General features: G+C 44.4%; 10 protein-coding genes. 1 reads left to right on the forward strand and 9 read right to left on the reverse strand.

Features of this window, described 5'->3' with window-relative positions; genetic code table 11:
* Nucleotides 1-127 precede the first annotated feature (127 nt).
* The 4 genes from B5F25_RS06995 to B5F25_RS07010 all read right to left on the reverse strand — a co-directional run bounded on the left by B5F25_RS06995 (nt 128) and on the right by B5F25_RS07010 (nt 8,391).
* Nucleotides 128-1,291 (reverse strand): MFS transporter, encoded by a 1,164-nt coding sequence (locus tag B5F25_RS06995; protein ID WP_087248535.1) that lies wholly within the window; start codon nt 1,289-1,291, stop codon nt 128-130.
* Between the two features lie 85 nt (nt 1,292-1,376).
* Nucleotides 1,377-3,113, reverse strand: coding sequence for a DUF4980 domain-containing protein (locus B5F25_RS07000; protein WP_241148370.1), 1,737 nt, complete (start codon nt 3,111-3,113; stop codon nt 1,377-1,379).
* A 361-nt stretch (nt 3,114-3,474) separates the two neighbouring features.
* Nucleotides 3,475-5,244, reverse strand: coding sequence for a RagB/SusD family nutrient uptake outer membrane protein (locus B5F25_RS07005; protein ID WP_087248539.1), 1,770 nt, complete (start codon nt 5,242-5,244; stop codon nt 3,475-3,477).
* A 21-nt stretch (nt 5,245-5,265) separates the two neighbouring features.
* Complete coding sequence (locus B5F25_RS07010) at nt 5,266-8,391, reverse strand: TonB-dependent receptor (protein WP_087248541.1); 3,126 nt, start codon at nt 8,389-8,391, stop codon at nt 5,266-5,268.
* A gap of 418 nt (nt 8,392-8,809) precedes the next feature.
* Here B5F25_RS07010 and B5F25_RS21585 point away from each other — a divergent pair, with 418 nt between their 5' ends.
* On the forward strand, nt 8,810-8,986 hold the full coding sequence (locus B5F25_RS21585; protein WP_162614368.1) for a hypothetical protein: 177 nt from the start codon (nt 8,810-8,812) through the stop codon (nt 8,984-8,986).
* A 183-nt stretch (nt 8,987-9,169) separates the two neighbouring features.
* Here the strand turns inward: B5F25_RS21585 and der are convergent, their stop codons facing one another.
* From der to B5F25_RS07035, 5 genes are all read right to left on the reverse strand, one after another.
* Nucleotides 9,170-10,483 carry a ribosome biogenesis GTPase Der gene (der, locus tag B5F25_RS07015; protein WP_087248543.1) on the reverse strand — a complete coding sequence of 438 codons (1,314 nt, stop codon included), beginning with the start codon at nt 10,481-10,483 and terminating at the stop codon, nt 9,170-9,172.
* 36 nt (nt 10,484-10,519) lie between these two features.
* Nucleotides 10,520-11,401, reverse strand: a complete 882-nt coding sequence (era, locus tag B5F25_RS07020; protein ID WP_022039215.1) for a GTPase Era — start codon at nt 11,399-11,401, stop codon at nt 10,520-10,522.
* Nucleotides 11,402-11,482: 81 nt separating this feature from the next.
* Nucleotides 11,483-12,487 (reverse strand): beta-ketoacyl-ACP synthase III, encoded by a 1,005-nt coding sequence (locus B5F25_RS07025; RefSeq protein WP_087213358.1) that lies wholly within the window; start codon nt 12,485-12,487, stop codon nt 11,483-11,485.
* A gap of 121 nt (nt 12,488-12,608) precedes the next feature.
* Entirely contained in the window at nt 12,609-12,794 is a 186-nt protein-coding gene (rpmF, locus tag B5F25_RS07030) for a 50S ribosomal protein L32 (RefSeq protein WP_087248545.1), read from the reverse strand.
* A gap of 16 nt (nt 12,795-12,810) precedes the next feature.
* Entirely contained in the window at nt 12,811-13,323 is a 513-nt protein-coding gene (locus tag B5F25_RS07035; protein ID WP_087248547.1) for a DUF177 domain-containing protein, read from the reverse strand.
* Nucleotides 13,324-13,577 lie beyond the last annotated feature (254 nt).

Genomic DNA, 13,577 nt, shown 5'->3' on the forward strand with positions numbered 1-13,577 from the left:
AGCATTTTGTCAAATTGCATGTAGGGGCGTATCGCATACGCCCTGAAAGCATCCGCATGGATTAGTGGACGTATTCGGGCGTATGCGATACGCCCCTACAAAACTTACAAACTCAAGAACTTAAAAACTAACGCTTCAGTTTAAACATATAAATAATCAGATAAATCACTCCTGCCGTCATCACCGCCACGGCACCGCTCTGACCAACGGCATCGCTGGCAAAGCCCATCAGCAACGGGAAGACCGTGCCGCCGAACAGGCCCATTATCATCAGACCGGATATCTCGTTCTTCTTGTCGGGAACGGCAAGAAGGGCTTGAGAGAAGACAATGGAGAACACGTTCGAATTGCCGAAGCCGATAAGGGCAATGGCAATGTAAATCACCGTCAAGTCAGTCGATACGAACAGCAGCACCATAGCCACCAACATACACGCCACGCTGATGCCCAAGAAAGGTTTCGAAGCCACCTTCTGCAGGATGACCGCCCCCGACAAGCATCCCAAGGTACGGAAGATGAAGTAGAGGCTGGTGGCAAAGCCGGCATCGTCGAGCGGCATTCCCAAGCGTTCCATCAGAATCTTCGGAGCGGTGGTGTTGGTGCCCACATCGATACCCACATGGCACATAATGCCTAAGAAGCAGAGCAAGATGAACGGACGCCCTAACAGCCGGAGGCAACTGACGAAACCCGAAGCCTTGTCGGGAGCCTCTTCCTCAATCGGAGTGGCAGAAAGCCACAGGACGGCAATGACCGCCACCGCCATATAGACGGGGAACAGCACCCGCCAGCCCATGCCGAACTCCGGTATTGCCTGCGTGGCTCCCCACATGGCGATATAAGGAGCCAGAAACGAGGCAATCGCCTTGACAAACTGCCCGAACGTGAGCGAGCTTGCCAATTTGTCGCCCGTGATGATGTTGCTCAGCAACGGATTGAGCGAAGTCTGCATCAGCGCGTTGCCGATGCCTAACAGAGAGAACGAGCAAAGCATAATGCCATAGCTGTCGCCGAATATCGGGAGCAGCAGCGACACAAAGGTCACAGCCAAGCTAAGCACCACGGTATTCTTCCGCCCGATGCGGTTCATCAGCACACCCGTCGGCACGGAGAATATCAGAAACCAAAAGAACACCAGCGAAGGGAAGATGTTGGCTTCGGCATCGCTCAGCCCCAAGTCCGCCTTCACGTAATTGGAAGCGATTCCCACCAAATCGACGAAGCCCATTGCGAAGAAGCAGAGCATCACGGGAACCAGCTTGCCATATTTGATTTGTTTATCGATAGTCATGTTTTCAAGTTTATAGTTAAGAGTTAATAACGCTTTTGATGTAGAAACGTCACATCACTATTCATTATTCATTATTAATTATTCACTAATTAAGCCGATATACCGTCATCGACTTCACGCTGAAGCTGCCGCGTCCCGACACGAACGACATCTTGTTGTAAGGTTCGGAAGGGAAGACCTGATTGGTCATCACAAACTTGCCGCCCTCTCCAAACGCTTCGATGCTGGTACGGTCGACAAACAAGCGCAGGTTAATCTCATCGGTATCTGGAACAGGCGCTACCGTCAAGGCTGGAAATTCGGGACTGAAATCCGTCTTCCCGCTCTCGGTGCGGTCCATTACGAACTGCTTGCGGGGCACATCGTAATACATCGCCACCTTTTCGCCCTTCGTGTTCTCCAAAGTGAAGCTGATGCGCGAAGCACCGGCATTTTTGATAGTCATATTGATTTCGTATGCCCCTTCGTTGTCCGCTAACAGAATCGGGATTTCATACGAATCTTTTACCTTGAACGGAGGAATAATCGTGTTTTCCTTCCGTGCTTTCTCTATTTCGGGCGAGGGAGCACAGCGCAACAACAGTTCGCCGTCTTGGCGATACAGGGTCAAGTCGCGGGCAATGGTATTCGAACCACGGTATTGCAGCGTAGGTAACACGCCTTGATACTGCCAGTTGCTCATCCAGCCCAAAGCGATGCAACGCCCGTCTGGCGCATTGTTGAAAGTCACTGTGGCGTAGTGGTCTTTCCCCCAATCCATCCATTTGGTCTGTGTAGGAGCTTCGTTGACGAACTTCTTCCCGTCGAACGTTCCTACAAAATACTGGGCAGCATTACCTCCGAACGGTCCGCCCGGATTGATGTTGCATATCAGCACCCAACGGGTTTCATCGGTGCCTTCCACGGGCAGTTCCACCAAGTCGGGACACTCCCATACGCCTCCGTGCGCGCCTTGCTTGGCTCCGAAGCTGCTTTCATACTTCCAGTCTTTCAGGTTCTTCGAAGAATAGATATCCATCTCCTGACCTCCTGCCAGTATCATCACCCAATGCTTGCCGGGCGCATACCAGAATACTTTCGGGTCGCGGAAGTCGCGCTTCTCGGATGTAACAATCGGATTGTTTTCGTATTTCGTAAACGTCTTCCCGTTGTCGGTGCTGTATGCCATACTCTGCATCTGCACATCGCCCCACGGGCTGGGCTTCGCCGAAGTGTAGAAAGCAATGACAGCCCCTTCGCCGAAACCTGCCGTATTCTCATAATCGACTACCGATGAGCCACTGAATATCGAGCCCCAGGCATCGGGAGTAATGGCATCCCCTTCAAACTTCCAGTTCACCAAATCGGTCGTTGTGGAATGTCCCCACGTCATGTTTCCCCAAGTGGAACCATACGGATTGTGCTGGAAATACAAGTGATACACACCGTCTTTGTAGAACATCCCGTTCGGGTCGTTCATCCAGCCGTATGCCGGCGTATGGTGATAAAGCGGACGGAACTTCTCGCGGTTCGTCGTATCAAACGTGTCCGACAGCTTCATCTTCTTCCAACAGATAGCCGATTCGGGCATCCCCTGCACGTCGAGCGACAAATCCTTACCTACGTATGCCGACAAGTCGAGCGGCACATAGTAATCCACCTTCTCGCGGGCAAGGCGGATGTTGATGACGCTGCCCACCGTCTGGTTATTAATCACAAAATAAATCTTTCCTTCGGGCGCATTGTCCTGCACCGGAAGCAGCAGATACTTCTTCGCTTCCTTAATCTGAAGGATATTCTGTTCACTCACCAAATGGCGCACGTCGATAGACGATTCCGCCATACAAGTTATTGAAGCAAGCCCCATAAACGTTCCTAAACACAACGTTTTCACGGTATCGGCAATGCCTTGTTTCTTTAAGGTAATCATTGTTTTTAAGGTTTTAAATATGAACAACTAAAACTAAACTATCTCGGTCCACATGTCACAAAGTTACGCTTCCATTCGCTTCCAGTCTGTAAAAATCGTTTCAAATGCCAGCAAATTTGTTACGTTTGCATGAAATGAAACATTTATCTTATCATACCTATTGAGTTTTTTCTGCCACAGGAACGAATCTTTTTAACGGTGCGGACAGAAATCACTTCCTGCCCGCACCCCAACTAACCTTTCTTTATGCGTAACCATTAATCAAAAACAGTCATTATTCGTACCCCTTGTTTTGTGTATACAAACCGGGGATATAGAACATCTGATTATAAGGAATCGGGAAGAACTCGTTCTTTCCAGGCGTATAGTGCGCATCCTTATAATAAGCTCCGTATGTTTGCTCTACCGTTTCGCCGGATTCATTCGTATAAGTATATACCGACTTCTGTTCACTTGCGAAATAAGCATTCAAGGTTTGTGAAGCAATGCCCCAACGACGCAAATCGAAATAACGTCCGTTCTCCATTGCCATTTCCAAACGACGTTCCCAACGCAGACACTTACGGGCAACTTCTTTATTAGCAAAGTATCCAGCCGGATAAAGAGCGATTTCACACTGGTCGGCAGCGTATGCGATATGCTTGTCGATTGAATTTGCTGCACGCTGGCGGATGGCATTAATGATGTCTTCCGCTTCACTCAAGCGGTTCAGTTCAATCAAAGCCTCAGCACGCATCAGCATCACATCCGTATAACGGAATACATAATCGTTCATCGCAAAAGCTTGCCAAGAGCCATTAAAAGTTTCACCTTGAGAACGTTGGGGAACTTCCTTCAATGATGTATAAAAACCATATTCGTTCGGCGTGCGCGAATTGGCAGTAGTCATCGTATATTCCTCTTCATATTTATAAGGGAATGAAGGCATTCCGACGGTATGGAACAAACGCGGATCCCATTTCTGAGCGGTAGGCTGACCATTAATCGGATAATCAATCTCATCGTTATAGTCATCGAACATCGGCAGACCGTCTTTCGTCTTGAACGCATTCACCAAGTTTTGAGAAGGCTTGTGGAAGTCCCATCCGCACGACCACATTTGCCAACAACCATTTAACGTATTCGACCAATTGGCACGTCCGTAGGTTGTATGGTCATCCTCGTAATCGGAAGTCTGTACGGCAAATACCGACTCTTTGCTATTCTTATACTCCGGAAGGAAAATGTCACCGAAATCTTCCATATAACCGTATTGCGAGTTCATCACATCATCGGTATAGTCTACCACTTTCTGCATATACTCATTATTGATATAGTCTACTCCTGTAGTAGCTTCATAGCCGTCTCCCCAAGCCAAATTCAGATAACACTTAGCCAAATAAGCAGCAGCCGCAATCTTGTTCGCACGTCCGTCTTCACCCGGCTTTTTCACTGGCAACACATCGTATGCAGCCTGAAAGTCATCTATCACGTTTTGAAAGAGCTGTTCGTATGTCAAAGCGTCATTCCGTGTCTCTTCATACGTGTTGTTCTTGTAAACCTCTTCATCAATCCAAGGCACTTGACGGAAAACGGTAAGCAACTTATAATAGAAGTGACCGCGCAAGAACCGTACTTCTGCCACCCGTTGACGAGTCGTTTCTTCACCCAATACGGAAACGCCATTTTGTTCCAAAGCAACCAACGCACGGTTGCAACGCGACACGGCACAGAACAAACGGTACCACAATTCATCCATTTCTCCCGGAGTAGTCGGGGTCAATGTAGTCCAAATATCAAAAGCGTGATAGCCCGTATCATTCGGTCCGGAACCACCTTTCAAGCAATCGTCCGAAGTAATGTCACCATACGGAAACAAATTGAACGGATAAGTGTACCAGCAATCGCCCAACATAGCGTATGCCGCATTGACCATCGCTTCCGGCTCAGAGAAAGCCTTGTCTTCATCCACCACAGCGGTAGGATTGTAATCCAAGAAATCGTCACAGCCTGTGAATCCCATTCCTAACGTACAGGCTAAGAATAATGTATATATCTTTTTCATAATTGTGTTGTCTTTATATGATTAGAAACCTATTTGTACACCAAATGAAACTGAGGTAGCCAGCGGATAGTTCCAATCCGGGTTTTCCGGGTCGGGACACGTAAGGCTTTTGCTCTTGATGGTCAGCAAGTTCTGTCCTGATACATAGATACGGGCACTACTCATCTTAAACTTAGACAGGAACGTAGCCGGAACATTGTACCCCAACTGCAAAGTACGCAGCTTCAGGTAAGAACCGTTTTCAACGAAGTAACTTGAAGCGCGTCCTTCGTCTGCCGTGTTCGAGGTGGTCAGCATCGGAATCGTTGAACCGGTATTGTTGGTGTTCCAAGCATTCAACAAACGATTACCTTTGTTAGAACCGGCATCCGTCACACTCCAAAAATCGGTCTGGAACTTCTGATTGTTATAAACATCCTTATCGCATACGCCTTGCCAGAACATCGAAAGGTCAAAATTCTTGTAATTCAAAGCAATGTTCAATCCATACGAGAACTTCGGTACCGGATTGTAAATCCAATCTTGGTCATCCGCATTGATTACACCATTCCCGTCCAAATCTGCGTATTTAAGCCCTCCTACACGTGCATTAGGCTGTCCTGAAGCATCCACTTCCACCTGATTCTGATAAAGTCCGGTCACTACATATCCTACGATTGAACCGTATGGCATACCGGATTCAACCAAGTTCTCCGTAGAAGTGTGAGCGTATGAACCTGTCGTTGTCGAAGGTAGATAAGTCACTTTATTGCGGAAGAAGTCTGCATTGGCATTGATGTCTAATCCTAACCCGCAAGCAAGGTTTTTACGATAACCCAAAGAGAACTCCATACCCCAGTTCCGCAAAGAAGGACCGTTCAACCAAGATGCACCACCTTCACCAAGAGCACCCAAAAAAGCCGGATTAATCAACATATCATCCACATCCTTGATATATCCGTCAATCGTTCCGTATAGACTGCCATTGAAGAAAGTGAAATCTGTACCTATATTATATTGGGTAGCCGACTCCCATTTCAAATCAGGGTTGGCAAGCTGAGTGGCACGATAACCAGAAGGGAATGTACCCGAACCTTGCAAGAACAAATCGTAAGCAGTAGAAGTTACACGATCCAAGCCATAATCTACAGTGTACAAACCAAATTGCGCATTATTATCGATGGCTTGGTTACCGGTCTCACCCCAAGAAAGGCGAATCTTCCAGTCATCCATCCAATCTTTTTCCAATAATTTAGAAATACGGAAACCCAACGTTGCTGCCGGGAAAGTACCCCAGCGGTTATCTTTACCAAAACGAGAAGAACCATCACGACGGATTGTAAATGAAGCCAAAATCAAATCGTCATAATTGTAATCCACCTTTCCGAAGAAAGAAGCCAAACGGTAACCAAATTTAGCACCACTGTTTCTCATCGAACCGGTAGCGGCATTCGGCCACATATAATCGGGATCTTCCAAAGCATAGCCTTCTGAATAAGCCGTAAAATCAACCGTGCTTTCTTTCGACATTTCAGCACCGAGCAAGACTGTGATATCGTGTTTGTCTGCTACCTTGAAATTATAGTTTGCCGTATTCGACCACGTCCAGTTCACCTGATTCCGATGCGACAGGTTGGTCTTAGCAATATCATTGTTCACAATATCCGAATGGAACGTAGGAGTCATCGAGTTGATGAACGACAAATACGTGTCCAAGCCAAAATTAGAACGCAAAGTCAATCCTTTTATCGGTTTGATTTCAACGTAAGCATTACCAAACAGACGCCAGTAATCCAAATGGTTGTTGCGGTTATCGTATTGTTCACGCACCGGGTTCTGACGGTCGCTCATACCTCCCACCGGTCCGGCAAACGTAACTCCATCTTCCTCATAAACCGGTACAGTAGGAGCCATCTTCAGCGCGTTTTCCATCGGAGCACAATCCACTTGCTTCGAATAAGTCAGCGTAAAGTTCTCGCCGACAGAAATATACTTATTAATATTGTATGAAGAGTTCATACGTGCAGATATATTTTCAAAGCTGGTGTAATTCAAAATACCGTTATTCTTCTTATAGCCCAAAGAAAACATCGTAGAGTGCTTATCCGTTGCGTGTGACAAAGACAAATCGTATGTTTGCGCAAATCCGGTACGTGAAATTTCATCGAGCCAATCGGTATCCGAATACCTCATCGTTTTCTTACTATTGATATAACCATCATACAAGCCATTGACCGTATAGTTCACATAGCTGCTTGTCGCAGGATTCCAAACCGTAATCGGAGTACCCGAAGCCGCATTCAGATTTAAGCCGTAATTGCTTGCGTAAGTCACAGGGTCAAGTCCGTCGTTCAATGCAGCCTGTGCCATAGCCGTGGCATATTCGGCTGAATTCGATAATTTCATCAACGATTGGGAAGTGTAGAACTGAGCTGTCAGATTTGCGGAGAAGTCCACCTTAATCTTATCTCCCTTCTTCCCTTTCTTGGTAGTAATAATGATGACACCGTTCGAAGCGCGCGAACCATAAATAGAAGCAGAAGCCGCATCTTTCAGAACCTGCATACTTTCAATATCATTCGCGTTCAAGGAATTCAAAGCCTGATTCGTAGGCACACCGTCAATCACATACAACGGGTCTTGCGATGAATTAAAAGAACCGATACCACGGATGCGCACCGTACCTGTACCGATAGGCGAACCTGTTGTAGTGATAGTCATACCCGGAACTTTACCTTGCAAAGCCCGCATCGGGTCCATATCCGAATTGGTTTTCAATTCATCTGTAGAAACGACCGCAACCGAACCGGTCAAATCTGCTTTACGTTGACTTTGATACCCCGTCACCACCACTTCATCCAGCAACTCGGAATCTTCTTCCAACGTAACACTCATTACGCTCTGCGCTTTCAAAGTCTGAGTCTTACACCCTACATAAGAGATAGAGATTTCCGCCCCTTCTTTCACCGTTAGAGAAAACTTACCATCCATATCTGTAATGGTACCGTTCCGGTCGTTGCCAACCTCAATTACCGATGCTCCGATAACGGGAAATCCGTCTGCCTTGGAGACCACTGTTCCGTTCACTTGCAAGTTTTGTGCTTGCACCGCCGCACACCATCCGATAAGGAAGAGTGCAAATAGGAATAATCTTTTCATGCCTTCCATTATGCATTAAATTTTTAGTTGAACAAATATATGAAATTACTCGCTAATCCCAAGAGTTTTCCGTTCTTGAGAACACTGCAAATGTAGCAAGCAATGCAAAAGCGGTATAAAAGAAATGTTTCATCTTCAAGCAAATATGTTTCCATGTAACATTTTTGCTAAAAGATGAAACATAATTGATAACAAGCAAGCTATTCTGAGAAAACGTTCACGCAATCAAACGGCGTTTCTATTTATCTGCATAGTGCTTGCCATTCCAGTCCTCGCATAATCCTAAGATACCAGGACTGCAGTCCTACTACTAATAGGACTGCAGTTTCTACTCCTCAACACAGCAATCCTAATTAGGGAGGACTGAAAACGGAGTTATATGGAACGTTTCAAACAGTTTTATTCAGAAACTGTTTGAAATTATCGTATGCTGATTTGGGATGAGTTTTTGAGGCATTTCCGCTTGTGCAATGAGGAGGATAGCGGGCTATCTGACGAAGAACAGGAGCGAAAAAGACCAAAAAATCGCCCAAAGCACACACGAAAACGGATACATCAAGCCAAGAAAAACTTTTTGGAGAAATTCAAAATAGCTTCTAAATAAAAAGACGATCCTCCCTGATGAATATAAAATGAATGTCTGCAACCAGCCCCAATAATGATGCACAACTGAAGTATATCTTCACCTAAGGGGAGCATACAGGCCGGATGCAAACATTCATTCAAAATAATCTTTCCTAGAATGTATCAGCTCATCTTCGCATTGTTTCCAAACTTTGACAGGACTTTATTTCTGCCTGATAAAGATATTGACTGGTGTTCCTGAGAGCTTCCAACGTTGACGAATCTGATTTTCCAAAAAACGCTTATAAGGTTCTTTTACGTACTGCGGCAAATTGGCAAAGAACACAAAAGAAGGTATCTGCGTATTAGGCAACTGGGTAATGTACTTAATCTTGATATATTTACCCTTATTTGAAGGAGGTGGATATGCCTCGATTACAGGCAGCAACGCTTCGTTCAAACGGGCAGTAGGAATACGTGTCATACGTGCCTGAAATACATCTTTAGCTGCTTCGAGAACCTTGAAGATGCGTTGCTTGGTAAGCGCCGAAGCAAAAATTATAGGAAAATCGGTGAACGGAGCCAAACGTTTACGCACAGCATCTTCGAAAAATTTCATCACCTTGACCGACTTGTCTTCTACCAAATCCCACTTGTTGACAACCACAACCAATCCTTTCTGGTTGCGTTGAACCAAAGATACGATATTCAAATCTTGCCCTTCAATACCACGGGTAGCATCCAACATCAGGATGCAGACATCTGAGTTTTCGATGGCACGGATGGAACGGATAACCGAATAGTATTCCAAATCTTCATTCACCTTGTTTTTCTTCCGGATTCCTGCCGTATCAACCAAGTAAAAATCGAAGCCGAACTTGTCATAACGGGTATAGATAGAATCGCGGGTGGTACCGGCTATTTCGGTCACGATATTCCGCTCCTCGCCAATAAATGCATTCACAATCGATGACTTGCCCGCATTAGGACGCCCCACTACGGCAAAGCGAGGAATATCTTCGTCAATCAATTCGCCTGCTTCTTTTCTAAACTTGCTCAGTAGCAAATCAAGCAAATCTCCCGTTCCGCTTCCACTTAAAGCTGAAACACAATACGGGTCACCCAATCCTAACGAATAAAACTCGGCAGCATTGTATTGCAAATTGTTATTGTCGGTCTTGTTGGCCACCACAATAACAGGTGTTTTCGAACGGCGAAGAATATCTGCCACATCCATATCCAGATCAGTCACTCCATTCATAACATCTACCACAAACAAGATGACATCGGCCTCTTCCATTGCCAATACCACTTGTTTACGGATTTCTTCTTCGAAAATATCGTCCGAATTAACTACCCATCCTCCGGTATCAACCACCGAAAACTCCTTTCCTTGCCACTCCGACTTACCATACTGGCGGTCGCGGGTCGTACCGGCCTGCTCATTCACAATAGCCTGACGGGTCTTCGTCAGACGATTAAACAGTGTCGACTTTCCCACATTGGGACGTCCTACGATTGCTACTAAATTTCCCATATACTTCTTAAATGTTTACGGCTGTCACAGCCGAAATTAATCTAACTGATAACCAAAATTCTTGAGCTCTTTATCAGAACTACGCCAATCTTTGTCTACCTTCACAAAGGTTTCCAGATAAATAGATTTCTGGAAGAAATGTTCCAATGTTTTACGCGCTTCGGTAGCCACTTTCTTCAGAGCTTTGCCTTGATGACCAATAATAATACCTTTCTGTGATTCACGTTCAACATAAATGACTGCATTGATGTGAATGCTTTTAGCTTCTTCCTTAAAACGTTCGACCACCACTTCTACCGAATAAGGGATTTCCTTGTCATAATACAGCAAAATCTTTTCGCGGATAATCTCTGTTACAAAAAAACGAGCAGGCTTGTCTGTCCATTGGTCTTTTCCGAAATAAGGAGGAGAATCGGGCAACAGTTCTCTGATGCGCTTCATCACCACATCAATGTTGAACTTCGCCTTAGCAGATACAGGAATAATTTCTGCACTGGGTAACATGTCGTGCCATTCTTCCACTAATTTCACCAGATTCTCCTGATTGGTCAGGTCTATTTTATTGATGAGTAACAAAACTGGAACTTTTAAATTTCGCACTTTTTCCATAAAATCAGCATGTTTGTCTGCCTTTTCTATGGCATCCGTCACATACAGCAAGATATCCGCATCAACCAATGCTGACTCGGAAAAATTTAACATTGATTCTTGCAACTTATAGTTCGGCTTCAAGACTCCCGGGGTATCGGAAAACACAATCTGCATGTCGTCCGTGTTCAAGATTCCCATAATACGATGACGGGTAGTCTGTGCCTTAAACGTAGCAATGGAGATACGTTCGCCCACAAACAAATTCATCAATGTAGACTTGCCTACATTAGGATTGCCCACGATATTTACAAATCCAGCTTTATGCATACTCTATTTATTTATCTACTATACAAAAAAACGCATCGGGTCGGGATGCGTTTTCTTGTATTATATTCATTTGTTCCACGTTCAAATTTTATCACCATCATACCCCCACTTCACATACGAAGCACCCCAGGTAAATCCGGCACCAAATGCTGTGAAAATTATATTGTCGCCTTTTTTCAATTGCTTTTCATAGTCCCATAAACAAAGCGGTAATGTCCCGGCACTGGTGTTACCATAGCGCTGAATATTAATCATCACTTTGCTTAAAGGCACTTCCAAGCGAGATGCCACAGCATCAATGATACGCAAATTTGCTTGATGCGGCACAATCCAGTCAATGTTGTCCTTGCTCAGACCATGTTTCTTCGCAATCTGTTCAGTGACATCAGACATGTAAGATACAGCATACTTAAACACAGTCCTACCTTCTTGATACAGGTAATGCATCTTATTATCAATAGTGAAATAAGAAGGAGGGCATACCGAACCACCCGCTTTCATGTGAAGAAAAGGCAATCCTTTGCCGTCCGTACGCAATATAGAATCCATAATACCGAAATCCTCAGTAGTAGCTTCTACCATACAAGCTGCTGCCCCATCACCAAAAATAGGACAAGTGGCACGGTCGGAATAATTCACCATTGAAGACATCTTGTCCGCACCCACAATTATGATTTTTTTATGACGACCAGACTGAATCATACTTGCAGCAGTTTCCATTGCAAATAAAAAGCCACTACAAGCTGCCTGCAAATCAAATGCGTATGCATTCTTCAATCCCAATTTATCACACAAGATTGAAGCCGTAGAAGGGAAATGATAGTCAGGAGTTGTAGTAGCCACAATTACACAGTCAATCGAATCCGGATCAGAATCGGTTTTTTGCATCAATTGCTTAGCTGCCTTACGTGCCAAATAAGAGGTACCCAGACCTTCTTCATTCAAAATACGTCTTTCCTTAACTCCAATACGAGTCATAATCCACTCATCGTTGGTATCGACCATTCGCGACAACTCCTCGTTTGTCAACACATAGTCGGGTACATAACCACCGACTCCTGTTATTACTGCATTTATTTTCTCCATCATTTCTGTTTTTAGTTTATGAAATAATAAAAAAACAGCCGAAGAGCCGAAAGCTCTCCGGCTTTATTCTTAATTGAACTTCATAAACATTTGTTCAACAAAGCTTTCTCTCTATTCAGATTTAGAGAACAGCCTCTTTTTCGATTGCTAACTTTCCTCTGTAATAACCGCAAGCTCCACATACTGTGTGATATACATGCCATGCACCACAATTCGGGCAAATAGCCAACGTAGGAGCAACTGCTTTATCATGAGTTCTTCTCTTAGCAGTTCTTGTCTTTGATTGTCTTCTTTTAGGATGTGCCATTTTTTTAACGTTTTATTTAATTATTATCTAATATTTTTTTCAATCCATTCCATCGCGGATCAATAGTATCAAACTCTGAAACCTGACCGCTATCAGAAGCTAGAGATTCATCTTCCTCCACACACAGATGCTGATGTAAAACAGTCATCATCTCCTGATTGCATTCACCAGACTCATGCACCCGTTGCATCGGTAAACTCAACTCTATAAACTCGTATAAAAACCATGACAGGTCAATATATCCTTCTTCTTCTGGAACAATAACCCATTCTTCTTCATCAGAAAAACAGGTTCCAAACTTCACTTTCAATGTATTTATCGTATCTACAGCAATACCCACATCATCCAGACAACGATCACAAGGAACTACTGCTGTACCTACAATATGAAAATCCAGTATAAAATTTCCTGCCAATTTCCGAATATTCACATTGGCATGCAATTTACCTTTTCGTATATCAGGAGCATCTATACTTTGAAAAAAAGTATCGTCAAGATTATATTCATACGAACATGCATCTTGCATCATGTCCCTCAAATTTACCTTATATGTATCAAGCGTTTCCAAAATACAACACTATATAAATCGGGCAGCAAAGATACAAATAATAATTGATATTCCCTAATTCAAGGAATATATTTTTTCCACCTTCAATATTATATACCGGCAGAGTCAACCAGCGAGTGCAACATTACGAAATATTTTTGAAAAAGACCTCAGCCGGAGTCGAGAAATTGAGTTTTTCTCTCGGTCTGGCATTAATTTTCTTCCTGATCTTGGTT

The sequence above is a fragment of the Bacteroides sp. An19 genome (assembly GCF_002160215.1).
GTDB lineage: Bacteria > Bacteroidota > Bacteroidia > Bacteroidales > Bacteroidaceae > Phocaeicola > Phocaeicola intestinalis.

Bases quoted from the DNA above. Each gene is read 5' to 3' on its own strand.
- B5F25_RS06995 (WP_087248535.1), bottom strand. From the start codon at position 1,291: ATGACTATCGATAAACAAATCAAATATGGCAAGCTGGTTCCCGTGATG.
- B5F25_RS07000 (WP_241148370.1), bottom strand. From the start codon at position 3,113: ATGGCGGAATCGTCTATCGACGTGCGCCATTTGGTGAGTGAACAGAAT.
- B5F25_RS07005 (WP_087248539.1), bottom strand. From the start codon at position 5,244: ATGAAAAAGATATATACATTATTCTTAGCCTGTACGTTAGGAATGGGA.
- B5F25_RS07010 (WP_087248541.1), bottom strand. From the start codon at position 8,391: ATGGAAGGCATGAAAAGATTATTCCTATTTGCACTCTTCCTTATCGGA.
- B5F25_RS21585 (WP_162614368.1), top strand. From the start codon at position 8,810: ATGCTGATTTGGGATGAGTTTTTGAGGCATTTCCGCTTGTGCAATGAG.
- der (WP_087248543.1), bottom strand. From the start codon at position 10,483: ATGGGAAATTTAGTAGCAATCGTAGGACGTCCCAATGTGGGAAAGTCG.
- era (WP_022039215.1), bottom strand. From the start codon at position 11,401: ATGCATAAAGCTGGATTTGTAAATATCGTGGGCAATCCTAATGTAGGC.
- B5F25_RS07025 (WP_087213358.1), bottom strand. From the start codon at position 12,487: ATGGAGAAAATAAATGCAGTAATAACAGGAGTCGGTGGTTATGTACCC.
- rpmF (WP_087248545.1), bottom strand. From the start codon at position 12,794: ATGGCACATCCTAAAAGAAGACAATCAAAGACAAGAACTGCTAAGAGA.
- B5F25_RS07035 (WP_087248547.1), bottom strand. From the start codon at position 13,323: ATGATGCAAGATGCATGTTCGTATGAATATAATCTTGACGATACTTTT.